This is a genomic window from Achromobacter insuavis (assembly GCF_902859645.1).
GTDB classification, from domain to species: domain Bacteria; phylum Pseudomonadota; class Gammaproteobacteria; order Burkholderiales; family Burkholderiaceae_B; genus Achromobacter; species Achromobacter insuavis.
Window position 1 is genome coordinate 1 of record NZ_CADIJR010000089.1, and the last position, 23,764, is coordinate 23,764.

The 23,764-nt window shown below is 70.9% G+C and carries 22 protein-coding genes and 1 pseudogene; 14 read left to right on the plus strand and 9 right to left on the minus strand.

The window, feature by feature from the left end; all coding sequences use genetic code 11:
- The 4 genes and pseudogenes from H0523_RS27555 to H0523_RS27570 all read left to right on the plus strand — a co-directional run.
- Window positions 1-640: pseudogene (locus tag H0523_RS27555) on the plus strand (hypothetical protein); the annotation flags it as partial.
- A 117-nt stretch (window positions 641-757) separates the two neighbouring features.
- A complete protein-coding gene (gene tssM / locus H0523_RS27560; RefSeq protein WP_054434823.1) occupies window positions 758-4,468 on the plus strand; it encodes a type VI secretion system membrane subunit TssM in 3,711 nt (1,236 codons plus the stop codon).
- Window positions 4,465-5,448, plus strand: a complete 984-nt coding sequence (gene tagF / locus H0523_RS27565) for a type VI secretion system-associated protein TagF (protein WP_054434822.1) — start codon at window positions 4,465-4,467, stop codon at window positions 5,446-5,448. Before tssM ends, tagF begins: the two co-directional genes overlap by 4 nt.
- Before the next feature lie 2 nt (window positions 5,449-5,450).
- Entirely contained in the window at window positions 5,451-6,245 is a 795-nt protein-coding gene (locus H0523_RS27570) for an OmpA family protein (protein WP_054434820.1), read from the plus strand.
- 97 nt (window positions 6,246-6,342) lie between these two features.
- Here the strand turns inward: H0523_RS27570 and tssA are convergent, their stop codons facing one another.
- Window positions 6,343-7,455 (minus strand): type VI secretion system protein TssA, encoded by a 1,113-nt coding sequence (gene tssA, locus H0523_RS27575; RefSeq protein ID WP_054434818.1) that lies wholly within the window; start codon window positions 7,453-7,455, stop codon window positions 6,343-6,345.
- 176 nt (window positions 7,456-7,631) lie between these two features.
- Here tssA and H0523_RS27580 point away from each other — a divergent pair, with 176 nt between their 5' ends.
- The 6 genes from H0523_RS27580 to H0523_RS27605 all read left to right on the plus strand — a co-directional run bounded on the left by H0523_RS27580 (window position 7,632) and on the right by H0523_RS27605 (window position 12,372).
- Window positions 7,632-7,883, plus strand: coding sequence for a hypothetical protein (locus tag H0523_RS27580; protein ID WP_054434816.1), 252 nt, complete (start codon window positions 7,632-7,634; stop codon window positions 7,881-7,883).
- 36 nt (window positions 7,884-7,919) lie between these two features.
- Window positions 7,920-9,080: a PAAR domain-containing protein gene (locus H0523_RS32365; RefSeq protein WP_231689950.1), complete on the plus strand. Its 1,161-nt coding sequence runs from the start codon at window positions 7,920-7,922 to the stop codon at window positions 9,078-9,080.
- 141 nt (window positions 9,081-9,221) lie between these two features.
- The gene (locus H0523_RS27590; RefSeq protein WP_054434814.1) at window positions 9,222-9,467 is read left to right on the plus strand and encodes a ParD-like family protein; all 246 of its coding nucleotides are present in this window, start codon (window positions 9,222-9,224) and stop codon (window positions 9,465-9,467) included.
- Complete coding sequence (map, locus tag H0523_RS27595) at window positions 9,468-10,259, plus strand: type I methionyl aminopeptidase (RefSeq protein WP_180180215.1); 792 nt, start codon at window positions 9,468-9,470, stop codon at window positions 10,257-10,259.
- Between the two features lie 100 nt (window positions 10,260-10,359).
- A complete protein-coding gene (locus tag H0523_RS27600; protein ID WP_054434810.1) occupies window positions 10,360-11,580 on the plus strand; it encodes an MFS transporter in 1,221 nt (406 codons plus the stop codon).
- A 150-nt stretch (window positions 11,581-11,730) separates the two neighbouring features.
- Entirely contained in the window at window positions 11,731-12,372 is a 642-nt protein-coding gene (locus H0523_RS27605) for a glutathione S-transferase family protein (RefSeq protein ID WP_054434808.1), read from the plus strand.
- Between the two features lie 55 nt (window positions 12,373-12,427).
- On the opposite strand, the gene sodC is transcribed toward H0523_RS27605, so the two are convergent.
- From sodC to H0523_RS27620, 3 genes are all read right to left on the minus strand, one after another.
- Window positions 12,428-12,955 carry a superoxide dismutase family protein gene (gene sodC, locus H0523_RS27610; protein ID WP_054434807.1) on the minus strand — a complete coding sequence of 176 codons (528 nt, stop codon included), beginning with the start codon at window positions 12,953-12,955 and terminating at the stop codon, window positions 12,428-12,430.
- 201 nt (window positions 12,956-13,156) lie between these two features.
- Window positions 13,157-14,401, minus strand: a complete 1,245-nt coding sequence (locus tag H0523_RS27615) for a DUF445 domain-containing protein (protein ID WP_156350590.1) — start codon at window positions 14,399-14,401, stop codon at window positions 13,157-13,159.
- A 157-nt stretch (window positions 14,402-14,558) separates the two neighbouring features.
- Window positions 14,559-15,428: a LysR substrate-binding domain-containing protein gene (locus H0523_RS27620; RefSeq protein ID WP_054434803.1), complete on the minus strand. Its 870-nt coding sequence runs from the start codon at window positions 15,426-15,428 to the stop codon at window positions 14,559-14,561.
- Window positions 15,429-15,635: 207 nt separating this feature from the next.
- On the opposite strand from H0523_RS27620, the gene eno reads away from it, so the two are divergent.
- Window positions 15,636-16,916, plus strand: coding sequence for a phosphopyruvate hydratase (eno, locus tag H0523_RS27625; protein WP_054461000.1), 1,281 nt, complete (start codon window positions 15,636-15,638; stop codon window positions 16,914-16,916).
- Between the two features lie 44 nt (window positions 16,917-16,960).
- Here eno and H0523_RS27630 read toward each other — a convergent pair whose 3' ends face one another.
- The gene (locus H0523_RS27630) at window positions 16,961-17,770 is read right to left on the minus strand and encodes an AraC family transcriptional regulator (protein WP_180180216.1); all 810 of its coding nucleotides are present in this window, start codon (window positions 17,768-17,770) and stop codon (window positions 16,961-16,963) included.
- 112 nt (window positions 17,771-17,882) lie between these two features.
- Between H0523_RS27630 and H0523_RS27635 the strand changes: the two genes are divergently transcribed.
- Complete coding sequence (locus H0523_RS27635; RefSeq protein WP_054434798.1) at window positions 17,883-18,560, plus strand: HAD family hydrolase; 678 nt, start codon at window positions 17,883-17,885, stop codon at window positions 18,558-18,560.
- Window positions 18,561-18,632: 72 nt separating this feature from the next.
- Window positions 18,633-19,088: a DUF2000 domain-containing protein gene (locus tag H0523_RS27640; protein WP_231689949.1), complete on the plus strand. Its 456-nt coding sequence runs from the start codon at window positions 18,633-18,635 to the stop codon at window positions 19,086-19,088.
- Window positions 19,089-19,112: 24 nt separating this feature from the next.
- Here H0523_RS27640 and H0523_RS27645 read toward each other — a convergent pair whose 3' ends face one another.
- From H0523_RS27645 to H0523_RS27660, 4 genes are all read right to left on the minus strand, one after another.
- Complete coding sequence (locus H0523_RS27645; RefSeq protein ID WP_054434794.1) at window positions 19,113-19,844, minus strand: hypothetical protein; 732 nt, start codon at window positions 19,842-19,844, stop codon at window positions 19,113-19,115.
- A 94-nt stretch (window positions 19,845-19,938) separates the two neighbouring features.
- On the minus strand, window positions 19,939-20,526 hold the full coding sequence (locus H0523_RS27650) for a hypothetical protein (RefSeq protein WP_054434792.1): 588 nt from the start codon (window positions 20,524-20,526) through the stop codon (window positions 19,939-19,941).
- On the minus strand, window positions 20,508-21,806 hold the full coding sequence (locus tag H0523_RS27655) for a hypothetical protein (RefSeq protein ID WP_054434789.1): 1,299 nt from the start codon (window positions 21,804-21,806) through the stop codon (window positions 20,508-20,510). Before H0523_RS27655 ends, H0523_RS27650 begins: the two co-directional genes overlap by 19 nt.
- Window positions 21,807-22,126: 320 nt before the next feature.
- Window positions 22,127-23,053 carry a LysR family transcriptional regulator gene (locus H0523_RS27660; protein WP_054434788.1) on the minus strand — a complete coding sequence of 309 codons (927 nt, stop codon included), beginning with the start codon at window positions 23,051-23,053 and terminating at the stop codon, window positions 22,127-22,129.
- 282 nt (window positions 23,054-23,335) lie between these two features.
- Here H0523_RS27660 and H0523_RS27665 point away from each other — a divergent pair.
- A partial coding sequence (locus tag H0523_RS27665) for an enoyl-CoA hydratase/isomerase family protein (protein WP_180180217.1) occupies window positions 23,336-23,764 on the plus strand: 429 nt, incomplete at its 3' end.

A 23,764-nucleotide genomic window follows, 5' to 3' on the forward strand; every position in this document is an offset into this window, starting at 1 on the left:
CGACAGCCTGCTGCGCCAGCTGGCGCTGGAGCCGGCGTCCGCCGCGCGCGCGCCGCTGCGCCTGGTGGCCGCGGCCGACTCCTACATCGATGCCCAGGTGGTGCAGGACTGGGAGGCCGACGGCACCCTGGTCGGCAACGCCACGCCGCAGGGACGCGTGCCCGGCGAAGCGGCCGCCGGCCTGCTGCTGGACCTGGACCAGGCCGCTCCCGACGCCGCCGTGGCGCCGGCGGGCGCCTTCGCCCTGGCCCTGTCACCGATGGCGCACCGCGCCACCGCCGCCGACGCCCGTGGCGCGGCCAGCGAACCGATGCTGGCCGAGCTGACGACGCGTTTCCTGGAACAGCACCAACGGCGCGCGGACGACATCCGCGCGCTGGTCAGCGACGCCGATCATCGCGGCAGCCGGCCGCTGGAAGCCGCGGGGCTGGCCAGCACGCTGTTCACCACCCTCGACCCCAACCAGGATTGCCTGGCGGTCGGCATCGCCTGCGGCTACACCGGCGCCGCCGCGCATCTGTTGACCCTGGCGGTGGCCGCCGAGGCCTGCGCGCAGGCCGAGGCCCCCGTACTCGCCGTCATGACCCAGGATCCCGCCTTGCGCACGCTCGCCCTGCTGTCCCCTTCCCCCTCCGCCTGACCCACAAAAAAAGCCAGAATCATGCGTAGCCCTTCAGGTTTCTTCTCCGGTATCTCCAGCGCCTTGAGCGAAGGCCGACATTGGACATCCCGCGCGCTCGGCAGCCCGCGGCTGTTCATGGCACTCGGCCTGATCGCCCTGATCGTGTTCCTGTTCCTGTTCGCCGATACGGTCGAGATCGGCCTGGTCTGGGCCGGCATCGCGCTGGGCATCTTCCTGTTCCTGTGGCTGTGCGCCTACCTGTGGCGCCGGCGCCGCGCGCGGCGCGCCAACAAGAACCTGGGCGACATGCTGGAGCAGCAGGTGCAGACCGGCGCGGCCGCCGCCAACCGCGGCGACGTGGACGCGCTGCGCACGCGGCTGGCGCAGGCGGTGCGCACCATCAAGACCTCGAAGATCGGCCAGGTCTCGGGCAACGAAGCCCTGTACGAACTGCCCTGGTACATCGTGATCGGCAACCCGGCCGCCGGCAAGAGCAGCGCGGTGATCAACTCGGGCCTGCAATTCCCCTTCGCCGACAAGAACGGCGCGGCGGTGCGCGGCGTGGGCGGCACCCGCAACTGCGACTGGTTCTTCACCACCGAGGGCATCCTGCTGGACACGGCCGGCCGCTACTCGGTGCACGAGGAAGACCGCAACGAGTGGATGGGGTTCCTCGACCTGCTCAAGCGCCATCGCCCCAAGGCACCGATCAACGGCATCATCGTCGCCGCCAGCATCGACGAGCTGACCGGCGCCGGCCCCGAGTTCGCCATCAACCTGGCCAAGAACCTGCGCCAGCGCGTGCAGGAGCTGACCGACCGGCTGGAAGTGTTCGCGCCGGTCTACATCATCTTCACCAAGGCCGACCTGATCTCGGGCTTCAGCGAGTTCTTCTCCGACAGCGACCAGCGCGAGCGCGACCGCGTCTGGGGCGCCACCCTGCCCTACGGCGCCGAAGAGAACCGCGACGTGCTGGCCCTGTTCGACGAACGTTTCGACGAGCTGTACGAAGGCCTCAAGGAAATGGGCACGGCGCAGATCTCGCTGCGCAACAACCGCGATCTGCCGCCCGGGCTGCTGACCTTCCCGCTGGAATTCGCCGGCATCAAGCCGGCGCTGCGCACCTTCCTGTCGACGCTGTTCGAGACCAACCCGTTCCAGTACAAGCCGGTGTTCCGCGGCTTCTACTTCACCAGCGCGCTGCAGGAAGGCGTGTCGCAGAGCACCTCGACCGAACGCCTGGCCGAGCGCTTCGACCTGCGCCCGGCCGCGCGCGGCCAGGCCCGCAACGTGTCCTCGCACAACGGCTTCTTCCTGCGCGACCTCTTTTCCAGCGTGATCTTCGCCGACAAGAAACTGGTGCGCCAGCACGCCAGCCCGGCCAAGACCCGCATGCGCTACCTGACCTTCTTCGGCCTGGTGCTGGCGCTGGGCCTGGTGCTGGGCGGCTGGAGCTGGTCGTACCTGGGCAACCGCCAGCTGGCGCAGAACGTGCAGGCCGACCTGGACAAGGTGGTGCGGCTGCAGAGCGAACGCACCGACCTGCAGAGCCGCCTGGAAGCCATGGAGATCCTGCAGGACCGCATCGAGCAGCTGGACCGCTATTCGTCCAGCCGCCCGTGGTCGCTGGGCCTGGGGCTGTACCAGGGCGACGTGCTCAAGGAACGCCTGCTGGCCGAGTACTACAACGGCGCGCGCCAGTTCATGCTGAGCCCGGTCAAGGTCAGCCTGGAAGACTTCCTGGCCAAGGTCGACATGTCCGGCAACGCGGCGGCTGGCGGCGCGCCGAAACCGGCGCCGCAGGCGCTGCGCGCCGCGCACGGCGCGGGCGGCGACACGCTGTTCCAGGACGCCTCGCCAACCAATGCCGACGACGCCTACAACGCGCTCAAGACGTACCTGATGATGGCCAATCGCCAGCACGTCGACCCCACCCACCTGTCCGACCAGATCACGCGCTTCTGGCGCGGCTGGCTGGAGACCAACCGCGGCGCCATGCCGCGCGACCAGCTGATCCGCAGCGCCGAGCGCCTGATCTCGTTCTACGTCAGCCGCGCGCCCGACGCCGGCTGGCCGCAGATCGACACCAACCTGGCGCTGGTCGAGAAGACCCGCGCCAGCCTGCGCGCCGTGATGCAGGGCATGCCGGCGCGCGAACGCGCCTACGCCACGCTCAAGGCGCGCGCCGCCACGCGCTTCCAGACCATGACGGTGGCGCGCATCGTCGGCGAGAACGACGCCGGCGTGGTGGCCGGCAGCTACGCCATCCCCGGCACCTTCACCCGCGAGGCCTGGGAGCAGTACATCCAGCCGGCCATCAACGAAGCCGCCAAGAAGGAAGTGCAGACCAGCGACTGGGTGCTGGGCGTGAACGCGCGCGATGACCTGACGCTGGACGGCAGCCCCGAGCAGATCCAGAAGAGCCTGGCGACCATGTACAAGATGGAATACGCCCAGGAATGGCAGAAGTTCCTGCGCGGCGTGACCATCAAGCCGTTCACCAGTTTCGAGCAGTCGGTGGGCGCGATGAACCGCCTGGGCGATCCGCAGACCTCGCCCATCGCCAAGCTCATCAACACCGCCTATGAACAGACCTCGTGGGACAACCCCTCGCTGGTCAACGCCGGCCTGCAGCAGGCGCAGAGCGGCGTGGTTGGCTGGTTCAAGCGCGTGATCCTGCGGCAGACGCCGCCGGCGCCCGCGGCCGCCACCACCGCCAACGGCGAGGCGATTCCGATGGGCCCGGTGGGCCGCGAGTTCTCGGACGTGGCGCGCCTGGTGGTGACGCGCGAGAACCAGTCGCTGCTGGGCAACTACATGGGCGCGCTGTCCAAGATCCGCACCCGCTTCAACCTGCTCAACAACCAGGGCGACCCCGGCCCCGGCTCGCTGGTGCTGCTGCGCCAGACGCTGGAAGGCAAGGACTCGGAGCTGGCCGACGCGCTCAAGCTGGTCGACGAGCAGATGCTGGCCGGCCTGTCGGCGACCCAGCGCGAGACGCTGCGCCCGCTGCTGGTGCGGCCGCTGATCCAGGCCTACGCCGTGGCCATGCAGCCGGCCGAGTCGGAACTGAACAAGGTCTGGAACGCGCAGATCTACCAGCCCTTCAACCAGACCCTGGCCGAGAAGTATCCGTTCGCCGCGCGCGCCAGCGTCGAAGCCAGCAGCGACGAGATCGGGCAGGTGTTCGGCCCGCAGGGCAGCATCGCCAAGTACGTCAACGACACCCTCGGCCCGCTGACCGTGCGCCGCGGCGACATCCTGACGGCGCGCACCTGGGGCGACATGGGCGTCAGCCTGCAGCCGACCTTCACCGCCAACTTCGCGCAGTGGGTGGCGCCGCTGTCCGGCGGCGCGGCCGGCGCCGGCGCGGCCAGCCAGCCGCAGACGCTGTTCCAGATCCAGCCCAAGCCGGCCTCGGGCGTGACCGAGTACACCATCGAGATCGACGGCCAGCAGCTGCGCTACCGCAACACGCCGCCGCAATGGGTCAACTTCGTCTGGCCCAACGCGCAGGGCGCGCCCGGCGCGCGCATCACCGCCACCACCTTCGACGGCAGCGTGGTCGAGATCGTCAACGAACCGGGCCGCTTCGGCCTGGAACGCCTGATCGCGACCGCCCAGCGCACCTCCAACGCGGACGGCAGCTTCAACATGAGCTGGGGCAAGTCGAACGTGACCGTGCCGGTCAAGCTGCGCATCATCAGCAACGCCCAGGCGCCCGGCGCCGGCGGCAGCGAGCCCGGCGGCAGCCAGGGCCTGCGCAACCTGCGCCTGCCCTCCTCCGTGGTGGGCGCCACGTCCGAATCCTCCTCCGCCCAGACGCGACCCGGAGCGCCGCAATGAGCAACCTGCAGTCCCCCCTGTTCCGCACGGCCTACTTCGGCAAGATCCCGGCGCGCGGCGACTTCGTCAAGAACACCTCGCATCCGCAGCTGATGAGCACGCTGGACGGCTGGGTCGCCAACACCATGGAGCTGCTGGCCCAGGACCCGCACTGGAAGACGCTGTACGACGAGGCCGAGCCGATGCCGTTCGCCATCCTCGGCTCGCGCGGCAAGCTGGCCATCGCCGGCCACCTGCAACCCAGCCGCGACCAGTCGGGCCGGCGCTTTCCGTTCCTGTCGGCGACCTCGGTCGAGGTGCAGCGGCCGCTGGCCTTCATCGCCCGCAGCCCGATGGCCTTCAGCCGGCTGTGGAACCGCATGAGCGGCGCGGCCGCGCTGCTGATGACCGATGCCGACCCCGGCGCGGCGCTGCAGACCCTGAACGAACTCGAAGGCGAGATCCGCACCGAGGCCGACGACGGCTTCGACGCCTTCGTCGACCTGCAGACCGTCGAGCGGCTGGAAGCGATGCTGCGCGGCAACGGCCATGCGGCCAACGTGCACGACATCATCCTGGCGCTGGGCATCCTGCTCGAACCGGTCATGTCCAGCGGCTCGTCGCAGCTTGATCGCGGGCTGGCGCTGCCGTTGCCCGACGATCCGCTCTACATCAACCTGGTGGCCTCGTACTGGATGACGCTGATCGCGCCGTTCCTGGCGCGCGCCGACTTCGAGATCGCGGTGTTCATCGGCCGCATCGGCGGCAAGCACCGCCTGGTGGCGGGTTTCCGCGGCGCCTCGCCGCAGACGCTGGCCAGCCTGCTGTCGACGCCGCAGGCCTTCGCCGAACAGCACATCGTGCTGGAGGACGCCCCCTGGGTGCGCAACCACGTGTCGGCCAGCCACGGCCTGGCCAAGCTGTCCAGCTACCTGGACCAACCGCGGCTGTCGCTGCGCATGGCGCTCGACACCTATCTCGAAGTCTTCACCGGAGCCTGACCATGCGCGTCTCTCTCCTGATCATGGCGGCGCTGTTCTCGTGCGCCGCGGCGGCGCAGGACGCCGCCACCGTCGTTCCCGCCAACGTCATTCCGCAGCCCGGCCAGGTGGTGGCCAGCGGCGCCGTGCCCGACGAGGCCACCAAGGCCGACGTGCTGGCGCGTCTGCAACAGGTCTACGGCGTGGGCAATGTCATCGACCAGATCGAGGTCGGCGGCGTGGTCGCGCCCCCCAACTGGTCCGAACACGTGGGCAAGCTGATCGGCCAGCCGCTCAAGCAGATCAACCGCGGCCAGCTGGAAGTCGACGGCACCCAGATCCGCCTGCAGGGCGAAGTGCAGAACGAGGCCTCGCGCCAGCAGATCGCCAGCACCTTCGCCACCTCGCTCAACCCCACCTACAAGATCGTCAACGGCCTGCGCGTGGCGGCCGGCAAGGACGAACAGGGGTTGCTGGACAAGGTGCTGACCAATCGCGTGGTGGAGTTCGAGACCGGCAGCGCCACGCTGACGGCGCGCGGGCGCGAACTGCTCGACCAGGTCGCCGACGTGATTCCCAAGCTGCACAGCGACAAGGTGCAGATCATCGGCCACACCGACAGCTCCGGCAGCCGCAGCACCAACCTGGCCTTGAGCCAGGCGCGCGCCGACGCGGTCAGGTCCTATCTGGTCGACAAGGGCCTGCCGCCCGGCCGCTTCGAGACGCTCGGCGCGGGGCCCGACCAGCCGGTCGCCACCAATGCGACGGCCGAGGGCCGCGCCAAGAACCGCCGCATCGAGTTCCGCGCCAGCCGCTGAACCGCGGCGCGTGGATGCCGTCACGCAGGGCGTGGCGGCGCCGCGCCCGCGCGGCTGCCCGGCGATGGCCATGGCGGCCATCGCCCGGGGCCTGCCTTCAGCCGTTGTTCTCGGGCGGCTTGGGCACGCCCAGCAGCTCTTCCAGGCCCGACAGCGCCTCGCCGTTCTTGACCACGGTGCGCAGCCACAGGTGCAGCGACATCTCGCCCCAGCTGGCGGCCTTGTCGGCCAGATAGGCCACCGGGCTGTGCGGTTCGGTGCGGCGGAAGAACTCGGCCACTTCGCGCAGCTGCGCCAGGGCCTGGTCGCGCGTTTGCAGCGGGCCGCGCGTGGCCGCGGGGGCCGTGGGCGGAAGGTCGGCAGCGGTCAAGGTGGGCTCCATGCGGGTGATGGGCGCGCCGGTGGACGGCGCGGCCTGCGCGGCCGGCGGCGGCGTCAGGTCGGCGCGCACCAGCAGGCCGGCTTCGCGGGCGAAACGATGCGCCAGTTCGGTCACGTCCTTCAGGGCGGTGCGCACCGGCGTGAAGGCCGGGCCTTCGTCGCCCAGGCGTTCGGTCAGCGTCAGCTCCAGCACGTCGACCGCGCCGAAGCAGCTCTGCAACTGGCTTTCGAGTTCGGAATAGAACGCCGGCGGCGTGTCGCGGCGCGCGGCGTCGAACTGCTCCAGCGTGACCTTGCCGCGCGACATGTCGGCGGCGTTCTGCGGCGTGCGCTTGATGGCGTTGGCCAATTGCGAGGCGCTGTCCCACAGCACCGCGCCGAAGCGTCCGCCCTCGGACTGCGTCAGCGGCAGTTCGCGCACCAGCTGCTGCGAACGCGCCAGCAGCCAGGCCAGGTTGCCCACGCGCTGCTGCACGTCGCCCTCGTCGGGCACCGGATGCAGGCCGTCCCAATAGCGCCGGCACAGGCCATCCACCAGCAGGAAGCCGTCGCGCAGGCCGGCGAAGCCGCGGGTCTTGGCCCAGGCCTCGGCCAGCCAGGCGGCCACGCGCACGTCCTTGCTGCGCTCGGTCAGCACCTCGGTGCAGATGCGGATCACCTGCGGCCAGTCGGCTTCCTTGATGTCGATGACCCAGTCGCCCTGGTCCAGGTGCGGGTCGTCATGGCGGCGGGCCTCGCGGATGGCGTCGAATTCGGCCGAGAAGACCATGTCGGCGCCACAAGGCGCCTCGCCCGGAATGGGCTGCAGCAGTGCGTCGATATCGCTCATAGTGTCTTGTGTCGTTGCGGGTGGCGAGCCATGCGCAAGCGGCGCATGGCCCGGCGGCGAAAGCAGCGATGATCCCATATCTGTAACGGCGTTACGTTGGAACATGACACGCCCTATTACAAAACGCATCAGGGACCATCGCTATCATGCAAGCTCTCCAAACTGAGGGAGTCGCGATGAACAAGTCATTCCACATGATGCCCAACGGCCGCTTCATCAACGGCACGCCGCGGCGCTGCCCGGACGGCACCTACGTCGGCGACGGCGGGCCCATCACCCGCGCGCCGGACGGCACCTACGTGGCCGGCACGCCGCAGCGCGCGCCCGACGGCCGCTACCTCGGCAGCGGCGGCCCGGTGCGCATGGCGCCCGATGGCACCTTCGTCGTGGGCCCGCCGCGCATGGCGCCGGACGGCACCTATCTGTAAGCAGACTTAACCTTCATCTGGGAGCAACGGGCGGCCATGGCGCAGCGATCCGTAATACGCAAGGGTGACCGCACGTCGCATGGCGGCGTGGTGGTGACCGGGGATGAATCCGTGCAGATCTTCGGCCAGCCCATGGCGCGCGTCGGCGACCGCGTCACCTGCCCCAAGTGCGCGGGCCAGCACACCATCGTCGAAGGCGTGCAGAGCGTCAGCTCCGACCGCCGCACGGCGCTGGAAGGCATGAAGACCTCCTGCGGCGCCACGCTCATCGCCAGCCAGCAGTTCTACCAGCTCGAACATGGCGGCGGCGGTGGTGGCGGCTCGGGCGTGAACGACGCGCCCCAGGCCCTGCAGGCCGGCGCGCCGGCGGCGCTGGCCGCGATCGAACCCGTGGCGGCCCAGGACGCGCCGGTGAAATGCGCCCAGGTGCAGGACACGCTCAAGCTCACCGAGGCCATGTTCGACGCCAAGCGCGCGCCGGTGAAGCTGACCGGCCCCGCCGCCTACCAGCCGCCCGCCAACCTGGCGCGCGCGGGCGACGACAAGTGCGTCATGTACGAAGCCTGGCCCGCCGGCCAGCGCGTGCCGGTGGTGCTGGAACCGCGCGATCCGCTCTGGACCGGCGACCTGATGCAGCGCCGGCCGCAGGAATTCACCGAACGCCTGACCGAGGAACCGCAGCCGCAGCCCGAGCAGGTCGCCAAGAGCCTGGGCATCGCCCCCAAGGCGATGCTGCAGGGGCGCGATCTGCAAATTCGTTTGGCCAAGGGCATGGCGCTGGAAGACCGCATCACGCGCCTCAACGCGCAAGTGGTGAAGGGCCCGCCCTGGGCCGACCCGACGCGCGAGACGCACACGGTGGGCGAGACGATGTTCTCGCGCATCACGCTCTACAGCATGTCGGGCGACCAGGCGATGATCGACCACGCCGTGCTGCACGAACTGGCCCACAGCTACGCCAACAACGCCCGCGTCGACATGAAGGCCTGGGGCGCCGCCGCCAAGGCCGACGGCAACTTCCCGTCGGACTACGCCAAGGCCGGCCCGCCCGAGGACTTCGCCGAGTTCGTGGTGATGGCCATCGCCACCCAGGGCACGCCCTGCGAAGACTACGCGCGCTCGATCTACCCGGCGCGCTACCGCCAGCTGGACGCCATGGACCTGCTGGAGAAAAGTCCCGCCCCCCAAGCCGCCTGACCCGCACGCCCGCCAGGGAACCGGACCGCGCCGCCCCGCGGCGCCGGTCGCGGTCGCGCGCGCCGGGTCGGCGGGTTGCGTCCGGCCCCCTGCCTGCGATAACATACGTTCCATATACAAACCATATACGGAACATTCACTATGGGCATCGTCAAGATTTCCGAGCAGATGCACGAGAACCTGCGCGTGGCCAGCAGCGCGCTGAGCCGCTCGATCAACTCGCAGGCCGAGCACTGGATGCGCATCGGCATGCTGTCCGAGCTCTACCCCGAGCTGCGCCACGCCGACATCTGCCAACTGCTGATCCGCATCGAACAGGCGGAGGGCTTCAGCATCGCGGCCCTGTCCCAGGGGCAGGCGCCCACCGGCCAGCAGGAGGCCGCGTAAATGGCGCGCAAGGTCTCCATCAAATCCGCCGCCGACATCGCCATGGCCCGCCAGGCCGGCGCCCTGGCGGCGGACGTGCTGCACATGATCGCCGAGCACGTGCGCCCCGGCGTCACCACCGACGAACTCGACCGCATCTGCCACGACTACATCGTCAACGTGCAGAAGGCCATCCCGGCCAACGTCGGCTACCACGGCTTTCCCAAGACCATCTGCGCCTCGGCCAACCACGTGATCTGCCACGGCATCCCGTCGGCCAAGGTGCTCAAGAACGGCGACATCCTCAACATCGACGTGGCCGTCGTCAAGGACGGCTGGTACGGCGACACCAGCCGCATGTATTTCGTCGGCCAGCCCAGCCCGCTGGCGCGGCGCCTGGTCGCCACCACCTACGAGGCCATGCGCGCCGGCATCATGGCGGTCAGGCCCGGCGCCACGCTGGGCGACATCGGCCACGCCATCCAGACGGTCGCGCACCGCGAGCACTTCAGCATCGTGCGCGAATACTGCGGCCACGGCATCGGCCAGATCTACCACGACGAGCCGCAGGTGCTGCACTACGGCCGCCCCGGCGAAGGCCTGGTGCTGCAGCCGGGCATGATGTTCACCATCGAGCCCATGATCAACGCCGGCAAGCCGCAGACCAAGCAGCTGCCCGACGGCTGGACGGTGGTCACCAAGGACCGCTCGCTGTCGGCCCAGTGGGAACACATGGTGGTCGTCACCGACACCGGCTACGAGGTGCTGACGTCCTGGCCGGACGGCTTCGGCGACTACCCGCCGATTCCCTGACGCCGCCGGCCGGCGACGGCAATTAACGGAGTGCGATGTCCACGGGGCCCGGTCATGATCGGGCCCTCGTCGTTTTGCGGCCTCGTCGGCCGTTGCCCTCATGCCCGCCCTGCCCGCGGCGTTCCGCCGCCTGGCCGCCTCCAACCTGGCCGCCCAATGTTCCGAACAGATCGCCCTGGCGGCGGCGCCGCTGGTGGCGGTGCTGGCGCTGGGCGCCAACGCCGCGCAGACCGGCTATCTGCAGACCGCCCAGACCCTGCCCTTCCTGCTGCTGTCATTGCCCGCCGGGGTGCTGGCCGACCGGATCGCGCGCCGCACCCTCATGACCGCCGCCGAATGCGCGCGCGCCGCCAGCCTGCTGGGCCTGCTGGCGCTGCTGGCGGTGGACGGGCTGAACCTGGCCGCGCTGGCGGCGCTGGGTTTCCTGGGCGCGGTCGGCACGGTGGCCTACAACGTGGCCGCGCCCGCGCTGGTGCCGACGCTGTTGCCGGCGACCCAGCTGGCGCAGGCCAACCGCTGGCTGGAACTGGCGCGCAGCGCGGCGTTCTCGGCCGGGCCGGCGCTGGGCGGCGCGCTGGTCGGCGGCATCGGCGCCGCCGTCGCCTACGGTCTGGCCACCCTGCTGTCGCTGCTGGCGGCGGGGCTGCTGGCGGGCCTGCCTTCCGAGCCGCCGCGCGCGGCGGCGCGGCGCCACCTGTGGCGCGAACTGCGCGAAGGCGCCGCGTTCGTGGCGGCGCACCCCTTGTTGCGGCCGGTGCTGGTGACGGCGGTGTGCTTCAACACCGCCTGGTTCGTGCTGCAGGCCGTCTACGTGGTCTACGCGGTGGAGCGCCTGGGCCTGACCGCCGCCGGCGTGGGCGCGACGCTGGGCATCTACGGTGCGGGCATGCTGGCCGGGGCCCTGGCCGCGCCATGGCTGGCGGCGCGCCTGTCGTTCGGCGCGATGATCGCGGCCGGCCCCACCTGCGCGCTGGCCGCCAGCCTCATCCTGCTGTCGACGCTGGCGTGGCCGGCGGGCGCCTGGGCCGGCGTCGGCCTGTTCCTGTTCGGCGCCGGACCGATCCTGTGGACCATCGCCACCACCACGCTGCGCCAGGCGGTCACGCCCAACGCGCTGCTGGGCCGCGTCTCGGCCGTGATCGTCACGGCGACGTTCGGCGCGCGGCCCGTGGGCGCCTTGATCGGCGCGACCCTGGCGGCGCGGCTGGGCATGGAAGCCTGCCTGTGGCTGTCCAGCGTCGGCTTTGCCGCCCAATTCGTGGTGCTGCTGGCTTCCCCGGTGGCGCGGCTGAGCCGCCAGCCGGAAACCGTGGCGGGTTGAACGACGCCACGCGGCGGCGCCGGGACCTTCTGTTGCGGTCCCGCAGGGACGGATCTGTATCTGGCGGCGGCCAGCGGCGGCCGCTAGACTGGCCTGCCATCGAGGCCGCCACCCGCGGCGCCTCGCCCGACGCCACCCCTCGCCGCCATCATGCTGAACATCCTCGGAAAAGCCTCTTCCATCAACGTCCGCAAGGTCCTCTGGACCTGTGTCGAACTGGACCTGCCGTTCACGCGCGAGGACTGGGGCGCGGGCTTTCGCCCGACGGCCGACGCGGCCTTCCTGGCGCTCAACCCGAACGCCATGGTGCCGGTGCTGCGCGACGGCGACTTCGTGCTGTGGGAATCGAACAGCATCATCCGCTATCTCGCCAACCAGTATGGCGGCGACGCGGTGAATCCGCTGTATCCGGCCAACGCCCGGCTGCGCGCCCGCGTCGACCAGTGGATGGATTGGCAGGCGACCGACCTGAACCGGTCGTGGAGCTACGCCTTCCTGGCGCTGGCGCGGCAGTCGCCGGCGCACCGGGATGCCGCCGCCATCGAGGCCTCGAGCCGCGACTGGGCGCACTTCATGGGCATCCTGGAACAGCGCCTGCGTGACACGGGCGCCTACGTGGCCGGCGAAGCCTTCACGCTGGCCGACATCGCCATCGGCCTGTCGGTCAACCGCTGGTTCGCCACGCCGCTGGACAGCGCCCTGCGGCCCGAGCTGCCGGCGGTGGCCGCCTACTACGACCGGCTGGCCGAGCGGCCGGGCTACCGCGCCCACGGCCGCAACGGCACCGCCTAGCGGCGGTCCGGCCCGGCCGGACCGCCACGCCCGGCGGCGCGCGGTGGCCTGCCGCTTACTTGATCACGCCGCAGATCATGCGCCCGCCCCCGCCGCCCAGCGGCTTGGGGGTATCACTGTAGTTGTCCGCACCAACGTGGATCATCAGCGCGCGCTGCTTCACGTCGGCCATTTTCAGGCGCGGCGCCACCACGGCGGTCTTGGCGCTGCCATCGGCGCCCACGGTGATGAAAGGCAGATCGCCCAGATGGCCATCGGTGGCCAGGGGGCCCTTGTGCGCCTTGGTGTTGAACGGGTCGAGGTGACCACCCGCGGCGCCGCCCGGCATCACCTTGCCGTCGACCGTGGTCGCTTCACATGACCCCTTTTCGTGGACATGGAAGCCGTGTTCGCCCGGCGGCAGGCCCGTCAGCTTGGGCGTGAACTTCAGGCCTTCCTTGGTCTGCTCCAGCGCGACCGTGCCCGCGCTTTTGCCCACGGAGCCGTCATCGTTCAGGAACGACATCGTGACGCTCTCGGCCTGAACGACGGCCGAGACGCCGGCAAGCGCCAGCGTTGCAACGAGAATCGAGAGTTTCTTCATGGACTTTCCTCCTGGGAGTGATGCGCGTGATGCGAGCCGCCCGACGGGGCGGCGGTCGTCCCGGAACCTGTGACCAGGCCCGCGGACTGCCAAAGACAATAGCACCGCGCCGCGGCGCTTCGCCAGCAATCTTCGCTCCTGATACATCGGATACGTCCGCAAATCCGCGACGGTTGACGGGATCCCCCCCTGGCCGACAAGCTACCCCGTCGCCAGCAGCACCGCCGCGTGCAGCAGCACGCCGATCAGGCCGCCCACCAGGGTGCCGTTGAAGCGGATGTACTGCAGGTCGCGCCCCACGCTCAGTTCCAGTTCGTCGACCAGGTGGCGCTCGTCCCACAGCTTGACCGTGCGCGAGATGTGCTCGGTGACGCCGATGCGCAGCCGCCCGGTCAGGCGCCGCGCCGCGCCCAGCACGTGGCTGTTGATGGCCTCGCGCAGGTCCGGGTCCTCGCCCAGCTTGCGCGCCAGCGCCAGCAAGGCGCTTTCCAGGTGCGAGGCCAGCGCCGAATGCTCGTCGCTCAGGTCGCGCCGCAGCGCGGCGTGGATGTCGTCCCACAGGCCCTGCACGTATTCCTGCACCTTGGGGTGGTCGATGGCGCGCTGCTTCATGGCCTCGACCTGCGCGGCCAGCGCCGGATCGGCGCCCAGGCGCGCGATGTAGTCCAGCACCCAGGCCTCGTAGTCGCGCCGCACCGGGTGGTCGGGCTCGGACAGCACGTCGCGCAGCTCCTGCACCAGCGCGCGCGCCAGGCGGTCGGCCAGGTTGTCGGCGATGCCGTCGACCGAGGCGATGACATCCACCGCGGCGATGATGCGCGGCCATTCCTTGCGGGCGAACTTGACCAGCAGCGCCGAGGCGCGTTCCTTGACGTCCTCGTCGCCGAGGTAGCCGCCCAGCCGTTCCATGGCGGCGTCCAGCAGCTCCTGGTGGCGGCCGTCGCGGGTCAAGAGGCCCAGCACCTCGCCGGCGGTGCCGGCCGCGTCCCAGCGCCGCAGGTTCTTCACCACGAATTCCTGGATCACGCCGCGCACCGCGTGGTCGTCCAGCAGGTCCAGCGTCTGCAGCGCCACCCGCCGCGCGCCGTCGCTGAGCGCGTGCGCCTGCTTCGGCCGCGCCAGCCAGCGCGACAGGCGCGCGGCCGGGTCGAAGCCGCGCAGCTTCGCCATCAAGGTGTCCGGATCGAGGAAGTGGTCGCGCACGAACACCGCCAGGTTGTCGCCGATGCGGTCCTTGTTGCTGGGAATGATGGCGGTGTGCGGAATCGGCAGGCCCATCGGCCGGCGGAACAGCGCCACCACCGCGAACCAGTCGGCCAGCGCGCCCACGGTGGCGGCCTCGCAGAAGGCCCGCACCCAGGCCCAGGCGCCCTGCCCGCCCATGACGTGGCTGGTGATGAAACCGCTGATCATCGCCGCCAGCAGGGCCAGCGCGGCGATCTTCATGCGCCGCAGCTGCGCGCGGCGCGCCTGCGACGCCAACGCGGAGCGGGTGGCGAAGGCCGGCGCGGACGGGCTGGCGGAAGGCGGCGTATCGGTCATGGGGTCTCCGGCGGGAATGCCCGCCCAGCATACCAAGCCGGCTGGCGGCGCCGCGCGGCCATCAGTCCTCGGGCCCGGCCAGCGCGCCGCGCAGCCAGGCGATGAAGGCATCGGCATGGGCGGTGCGGGCGCGGCCGGCGGCCGGCACCGCGCGCAGGCCCCCGTCGAACGGCACGAAGCCATAGGGCGCCACCAGTTGCCCCTCCTGCAATTCGCGCGAGATCAGCCGCCGCTCGACCAGCGCCACGCCCAGGCCCGACAGCGCGGCCTCGATGCACAGGTGGGTGTGCGGAAACGCCAGCGTGTCGCCCTGCGCAGCCGGCTGCCCGGTGATGGCCTCCCATTGGTTCCAGGCGCTGGAGGTGTATTCATGCGCGATGCGCACGCGCGCGGCCGGCTTCCTGCGCGCATAGGCCGGCGTGCAGACCGCGCCGAAGCGCACCGGCGCCAGCGGCAGGGACAGGCGCCGGTCGGCCTCGGCATAGCCGGACAGATCCCAGGCCAGGATCAGGTCGGCGCCCTCGTTGCGCATTTCACGCGCCGAGGTCATCGACAGGCGGATGCGGATCTCGGGATGCTTGCGATAGAACACGGCCAGTTGCGGCACCAGCCAGCGCATGGCGAAGGTGGCGCTGCAGGCCACGTGCAGCCCCGGCGCCTGCGACTCGCGCGCCAGGCGCTCGTAGGCGTTTTCCAGCTGGTCGAAGGCCGCGCGCACCGAGGCGTAGAAGGTGGCGCCGGCCTGGGTCAGGCGCAGGCCGGTGCCGTCCTTTTCGAACAGCGCCACGCCCGCGTGCTCCTGCAGCAGGCGCAGGTGGCGGCTGACAGCGCCGTGGCTGCGGCACAGTTCCTCGGCGGCGCGGGTGACCGAACCGCTGCGGGCGATGGCTTCGAAGGCGCGGACGGCGGACAAGGGCGGCAACTGGCGCATGGCGGGTCATCTGTCAGGAAAACTGACGAAGTGGCAGAAAAACTGCATTGTCGGATCCAAGGCCCGTTTTTAGCATGTCGGCATTGCAATCGCTAAACGCCCGCCGCGCCACCCCATGCATGGGCCGCCCGGACGCCTGGACCGATTGCCGCTTGTTTGAATTAACTGACGGTTTCCCTTTTCCCCAAGTCCTTTACGGAGTCCCCCATGCACATCACCCACCTGGCCGCCCACGAAGCCCTGGACAGCCGCGGCAATCCCACCGTCGAAGTCGAGGTCCGCCTGGATGACGGCGCCCAGGGCCTGGCCCTGGTGCCGTCGGGCGCCTCGACCGGCAAACGCGAGGCCCTGGAGCGGCGCGACGGCGACGCCGCCCGCTATCTGGGCAAGGGCGTGCTGGGCGCGGTCGGCGCGGTCAATACCGAACTGCGCGCCGCCCTGCTGGGCCTGCCGGCCGATCAGCAGGCCCGGATCGACCAGATCATGATCGAACTGGACGGCACGCCCGACAAAAGCCGGTTGGGCGCCAACGCCCTGCTCGGCGTGTCGCTGGCGGTGGCGCACGCGGCCGCCCACAGCCAGCGGCTGCCGCTGTGGCGCCACATCGGCGGCGTGCAGGCGCAGACCCTGCCGGTGCCGATGATCAACATCATCAACGGCGGCGCGCATGCCGACAACCCGCTGGATTTCCAGGAATTCATGATCCTGCCGGTGGGCGCGGACAGCTTCCGCGAGGCGCTGCGCATGGGCGCGGAGGTCTTCCACACGCTGCGCCACGCCCTCAAGGCGGCCGGCCACAGCGTCAACGTGGGCGATGAAGGCGGCTTCGCGCCCACGCTGCGCAACGCGCCCGAGGCGCTGGACTTCATCATGGCCGCGATCGAGCGCGCCGGCCTGCGCCCCGGCGCCGACATCGCGCTGGCGCTGGACCCGGCCGCCAGTGAATTCCACGGCCCGGACGGCTACCGCTACCACGGCGAGAACCTGCTGCGCGACGCCGAACAGCAGGTGCAGTACCTGGCCGGGCTGGTGCGCGACTACCCCATCGTCTCGATCGAGGACGGCATGGCCGAGGACGACATCATCGGCTGGAAGACATTGGGCGCGACGCTGGCCGGCGCCTGCCAGCTGGTGGGCGACGACGTGTTCTGCACCAACCCGCGGCTGTTCCAGGCCGGCATCGACCAGGGCGTGGCCAACGCCATCCTGGTCAAGATCAACCAGATCGGCACGCTCAGCGAGACCGCGCAGGTGCTGGCGCTGGCGCGCCGCGCAGGCTACGGCGTGGTGATGTCGCACCGCTCCGGCGAAACCGAGGACACCAGCATCGCCGACCTGGCGGTGGCGGCCAACTGCGGCATGATCAAGACCGGCTCGCTGTCGCGCGCCGACCGCACCGCCAAGTACAACCGCCTGCTGCGCATCGAACGCGAACTGGGCGCGGCCGCCGTCTATGCCGGCGCCGGCGCGCTGGCGCGGCGCGGCTGAGGGTCCGGAACGCGCCGGCGCCCGCCGCGGCCCGGCACGGCCCCCTAGCGCGCGGCCGGCGCGGATGCCGCCAGGTAACGGCTCGGCAAGCCGCCGGTCAGGCGCTTGAACATGGCGGCGAAGGCGCTGGCCGTGGCATAGCCGGTTTCGTGGGCCACCACGCCCACCGGCGCGCCCTGCGCCAGCCGGCTCAACGCCACCATCAGGCGCACGCGGTGGCGCCAGGCGGTGAAGCCCAGCCCGGTGCCGCGCAGGAACAGCCGCGCCAGCGTGCGCTCGGAGAGCGCCAGGCGCGCCGCCCAGGCGGCCAGCCCGTCGCCATCGGCGGGCTGGCGCAGCAGGTGCTCGTGGATGGCGCGCAGGCGCGCATCGGCCGGCCACGGCATGTCCAGGTGGGCCAGGCCGTCCCAGTCGATCTCGCGCATCAGCAACTGCGCGATCAGGCCGTCCTTGCCCTGCGGGTCGTAGTCCATCGGCATGTCGGCGGCGCGCAGCAGCAGTTCGTGCAGCAGCGGCGACACGCCGGTCAGCGCCGGCCCGCGCCCCGCGCCCAGTCCGGGCACGATGTAGGCCGTGCGCAGCGACACGCGGCCGCGCATGCGGGTCTCGTGCGTCACGCCGGCCGGCATCCACAGCGCGCTGCGCGGCGGCACCAGCCACACGCTGCCGGCGGCGCTGACCTGCATCACGCCCTGCACCGCGTACATGAGCTGGTCGCGCGGGTGCTGGTGCGGGAGGCTGTGATGGCCGTCCGGATACTCCTTGGGCATGGCGCCCAGCGGGCGATCGAGCCATTGGTAGTCGACCTGGTTGGTGCTCTTGCGGGTGCCGCGGGTGCTGTTCTGCGCCGTCATCGTGGGTGCGCCGCCGGGTTGTCCGAAACGGCGTAGTCATTGTCCGGATCCCCGCCACCGGCGGGGTCGCCCGTTCCTAGAATCCGGATTTTGACATTGCCGCGGCCACCCAATGAAAAAACACATCCTCGTGCTCGACATCGACGGCACCCTGACCAACACCGTGGCGCTGCACCAGCGCGCCTTCCTGGGCGCGATGCAGGCGCTGGCGCTGCCGTCGCTGGACACGGATTGGGGCGGTTACCCCCACCACACCGACACCGGCATCCTGCGCCATGCGCTCGCCCGCCACGGCCTGGCGGCGCCGTCCGCCGCGATGCAGGCGGGCTTCGAGCAGGACCTGGCCGAGCGCTTTCGCGCCGCCATGGCGACCGCGCCGATCCGCGAAATCACCGGCGCGGCGGCCTTCACGCGCTGGCTCGACGGCTCGGACTGGGCGGTGGTTTACGCCACCGGCGGCGTGCGCGCGGTCAGCGGCCTGAAGCTGGACGCGGCCGGCATCGTTTACCGGCCCGATGCGCTGTTCACCGCCAGCGAGGAGCCGTCGCGCGACGCCCTGGTGGCGCGCGCCGTGGCGCATGCGCGCCAGCGCCATCCGCAGGCGCGTGATGGCATGGTCCTGTCCATGGGCGATGGCCGCTGGGACCTGGAGGTGGCCGCCCGGCTGGGCCTGCGCTTCCTGGGCGTGGGCGCGACGGCGCAGGCGCGGCTGCTGGCCGAGCGCGGCGCCACGGTGCTGCCGGACTTGACCGGCGCCGCGGCGGCGTTGACGCGGCTGGCGGCGGCCTGACCCCGTTCACTGGCGTTCAAGACAGGACGGCCGTCGGCGCCGACGATGGCCGCTTTTTCCGAGGAACCGCGCATGTCCGTCCCCACCGCCCCTGTCGTCCCGTCCGCGCCCGCCGTGCCGGAGAAAATCGTGATCGTGCTGGCGGCAACGCTCGGCGTGGGCCAGGCCGCCAACGTCTCGGCCTGCCTGGCCGCGGGCCTCGCGGCCGCCCTGCCCGGCTGGGCCGGCGCGCCGCTGCGCGACCCCGATGGCATGGTCTCGTCGGCCATCTCGCACCTGCCCATCATCGTGCTCTCGGCCGATGCGGTGCGCATGGCGCAACTGCGCGAACGGCTGGCGCCCGCGCCGCCCGACGGCGCGCGGCTGGCCGTGTTCCCGGCCTATGCCCGCGAGATCCATGAGGCCGCCCACTATTGGGCGCGGCACCGCGAGACCTCGCACCGCGACCAGCCCCTGCTCGGCGTCGGCCTGGCCGGCGCCAAGCGCTGGATCAACGCGCTGACCGGCAGCCTGCCGATGCTGCGTTGAACGCCCGCGCGCCGGCGCAACCGCTCAGGCGCGTTCGCGGTACGCGGTGGCGCACAGGATCGACAGGAACAGCAGCAGCGCCAGCGTCAGCAACAGGCCGCCCGCCGCCGTGATGATGGCGTCGGAGCGCCACAACAGCAGCGCCTGGCGCAACGCGGCGCCGGTCACCTCGGTCAGGCCCGTCAGCAACAGCAGCACGACAGCGAACGGCCAGACCGAGCCGCGCAGCGCCTGGCGCGACCGCCGCCAGCCATAGCCATCCGTCAGGGCGGCCTGCGGCAGGGCCAGGGACCAGGATCCCAGCAGGTGCGTCATGGGCAGCCACAGGATCATCAGCAACAGCAATGCGATGGCCAGGAACACCGTGCTGGGCGTGTTCGGCATCTGGAAATACAGGGAGAGCGTCAGGCTGCCGCTGATCGACTTCAGGGCGGCGATCGCGACGATCGCCGCGAACACCAGGGCCAGCACCCGGGCCTGGGCGCCATCCAGGCTGGGCGCCTGGCGCGGCACGCCCGCCAGCTGGCGCTGCCACGCCAGCGCCACGCGCGCCAGGGCCAGCAGATTGACCACCGCCGCCAGCAGGAACCAGGTTTCGCGCGGACCGCCCGCCTGGTTCAGCAGAAGCGCGCCCGGCAGCGACAGCGCGAACAGCACGCAGGCCCACGGCGCGGCGGCGACCATGGCGGGAACCTGCGCGCTGAACTGGCGGGCCGTCAACGCCAGCAGGCGACGCGCGGTGAGCGGATGCGGCAAGGTGTACCTCTCTCGGTCAGGTCGGGACCATCGGCCCCGCGGCCGATGGCGACTCCAGGCCTTATACCAGAGACGCGCGCCCGCCGCGCCGCATTCAATCGGCCAGCAGGCCCGGCGCCAGCGCCGCCAGGGTGGCGATGTGCGCGTCCATTTCCTGCGGGCGCGGATTGTCGATATTGCCGGCGCCCGCCGTGCGCAACCGCAGTGTCAGCAGCCCGCCGCCGTCGGCGCTGAACTGCAGGCCGAACACCCAGTCCACGCCTTGCGCGCGGGCAATCAACGTCAGCCAGCCGGTGTCCGGCTCGATCAGGGTCCGGGCCCGCAACAGGCCGCGCGCCTCCAGCGCGGACGGCGCGGCGGCGGCGAACCGCTGCATGGCCGCCAGCACGGTCGGGGTCTCTGCGGAGAAAGCGATCTGCACCAGTTGCAGCGGCGGCACCAGCAACCGGTGCGAGAACAGCCGCGGCATCGGGGTGGCGGCGGCCGTCCACGAAGCCGGCACCGTGACCGGTCCGGGATCCGCGATGCCCGCCGGCGCCGGCGCCGTGAGCCGGGCCTGTCCGGCGGTCGACGCACAGCCGCCGAACAGCACCGCCGCCAGGGCCGGCAGCAACAACCGGGGCAGCCAGCGCAGGAAGCCGCCGCCCTCGCTGGCGCGCGGCGCTAGGATCTGGCCGCGCATGCCTGGCCCTCCGGCTTGTCGTGATAGGTGCGGAATTCCTCCAGGTCCGCCAGCGGCTTCTGCAACCGATAGCAGGCGTTCAGGCCGCGCAACAGCAGGAAGGCTTCCTCGCTGCCGAGGGACTTGGAGAAATCATCGTCGGCCAGCTTGGTCGAAATCTCGTCCAGCGTCTTCTGGTCGCGATAGCGCGCCAGCCGCTCGCCCAGCGTGTAGGCGGTCAGCGCGGCCTGCAGCCGGCCCTGCGCGTCGCTGACCTGCTCGACCGAGGCGCTGGCGCCGACCTTGCTCAGCAGCGCCGTCAGCGCCACCGACTTTTCCAGCACCGACTTGGGCACGATGCTCTCGAAGGTGCCCACCGACACCAGCGCGGTCGGCACGTTCAGCGGCGCGGCGCCGTCCATCACCTGGTTGGTGCGGGTGTTGTAGGTCAGCGCCTTTTCCCAGAACGCGCGCGTGCCGGCCACCGGACGCCCCACCACCACGTAGGTGCCCTGCTTGAGCAGGCCGAGGTTGGAGCCGGCCGACTGGCTCACCGCCGACTGCGAATACAGCTGCACGCTGTAGTCCAGCACCATGCGGTTGCGCTGGTTCGCCAGCACCAGCTCGGCGGCGGTGAAGGCCACCCCCACCAGCGGCGAGACCAGCGGATTGTTGGCCAGGCTGGCCGCGCCGTTGGCCACGCCCTGCGCCCGTTGCAGCGCGCGCAGGGTCTCGGCGTTGCGTTCGGTGGTGACGTCCATCACGCGCAGCCGGAACGACGGCGCCACGCGCTCGTCCCAGCGCTGCACGTAATACACCAGCAGATTGGAGAAGTTCAGGGATTGATCGGGCTGCACGCCGCGCTGGTACCAGACCACGATGGACTGGTTGCTGCCGTCGTCCTTGGCGGCGATGTCGAGAATGACCGCGTAGTCCGCCGGGCCGTCGATGCCGGCGGTCTTGACGCCGGCCGCGTCCTTCAGCGCCGGGATCTCGACGGACCGCATCATGATCGAGAGCGGCGCATTGGCGGGCACCGCCAGCAGCCGTTCCGCGTCGGAAGAGGCCGGCGCGCCGGCCTGCTCCAGCACGCGCGCGCGCTCATCGTCGCCGGGCTTGAGATAGAAGATGCGGTTGTCGGCGTAGATCGGGGTGTGCACCGTGTAGGCGTCGCCGATGCGCGGCTCGCTGCCCGCGCACCCCGCCAACATCGCCGCCAGTCCCAACATGCCCCACCGCAACGCGGCGCCGTCCGGACGCCGCAGGCCGGACCATACCCGGCGCATGAACACGAAAGCCATACTTGCTCCGCAAGAAAAGGCCCGCAATGGATCGGAACAACGCCTACGCCAGGCGCGATGGGCAAGAGGCGGTCAAGGCCGCCCTGGCCGCGGCCGGGGACTCCCGGCGCCAGCCGGCGCGGGAATGGTCGGCATTTTTATCATTATGTTTCTTTTTGTCAAACTTTCGCGCGGATGCCAGGTCCGTGGCACCGGGCTCGCCTTGCTGGCGGCGTCTCGCGCCGGGCGGGCGCGAGAAAACTCCAATCGGCATTCGACATGACGGCATCCAGAGGCTCGGACGCCGATGATAGCCGGCGGGCGCCGCCGAAACGCCGGTCCTAGGCCGCGCCCAGCAGCCCGGGCCGTCCTTCGTGCGCCGCCTGGGCGCGCTGCTGGATGAACTCGATCATCATGGAGATGGCGCGCGGATGATGGCGGTTGGGCATGTAGAGCATGTACATGGCGCGGCCGAAGATGCTCAGCCGCCACTGCGGCAAGGCGGGCAGCAGGTCGCCGCGCGCGATGTCGTCGTGCACCACGTAATCGGGCACCACGCCGATGCCGAGCCCGGCCAGCGCCGCCTCGCGCAGGAACGCGTAGTTGCGCGAGATCACGGTGGGTTCCAGCACCACGTGCTGGCGCGGCTGGCCGCCATAGTAGGCCGACAGCCGCAGCGGCCGGCCGATCACGGCGGCGCTGATGATGGGCAGGCGCGCCAGCTCCGCCGGCTTGTCCGGCAGGCCGCGGACGCGCGCGAAATCGCGCGAGGCACAGGCCACGTAGCGCACCTGGCCCAGCTCGCGCGCCACCAGGTTGTGCGGCGGCTCGGACATGATGCGCACGGCGATGTCGACCTCGTCGCGCAGCAGGTCGTCGACGCTGTTCTCGAACAGCACGTCCAGCACGATGTCGGGATAGGCCTGCTTGAACTCGATCAGCCACGGCATCATCACGAACTGGCCGTAGCCGCTGGGCACGCTCAGGCGCACCTTGCCTTGCGGCGTCTTGCCCAGGGTTTCGACGGCCTCGCGCGCCGCCGCCAGTTCGTCCTGGATGCTGCGGCCGTGCTGGTACAGCTTGAGTCCGATTTCGGTGGGCTCGACGTGGCGCGTGGTGCGCCGCAACAGCTGCATGCCGACGGCGCGCTCCAGCTGGGTCAGGTGGTAGCTGACGTTGGCGCGCGTCATCTTCAGCCGGCGCGCCGCTTCGCTCAGGTTGCCCGCGTCCACGATCTCCACCAGCAGGGTCAGCGCTTTCGTATCCATATCGAATCTCCCGGACCCGCGCTGGCTTTGTCCATTGCATCCCGGCGGTCCGGGGGCATTGTCAAATTCTTTTATCGTCGTTGTCAATTATGGATGCCATTGTCAAGACTTCTTTGCTGGGAAAGAATAGACGGATACAAGACGGGCCGTTCCTGGCCCGCCAGGCGCCGCGACAGCGCCGCGTCCGCCCCCGGGCCCCGCCGGCACAGCGCCTTCCCTGAGCCGCCGCGGCGTCCCGGCCAGGGCCGGCGCGGGCGGCGACCCTACCGGAGACACTGTCCCATGACAGCCAGCGCACCCGCCGGCGCCGTTCATACGCGCCGCGACGGCGACGTTCTCGTCGTCACCATCGATCATCCCCCCGTCAATGCCCTGAGCGCCGATGTGCGCGCGGGCCTGGCGCGCGCCATCGACCAGGCCGCCAGCGATCCGCAGGTGCGGGCCGTGCTGCTGACCGGCGCCGGCAACAACTTCATCGCCGGCGCCGACATCCGCGAATTCGGCAAGCCGCCGCGTCCGCCCGCCCTGCCCGACGTGTGCAACCAGATCGAGGCCAGCGCCAAGCCGGTCGTGGCCGCGCTGCACGGCGCCGCGCTGGGCGGCGGGCTGGAAGTGGCGCTGGCCGCGCACTACCGCGTGGCCCTGCCCGGCGCCAGGCTGGGGCTGCCCGAAGTGACGCTGGGCCTGCTGCCCGGCGCGGGCGGCACGCAG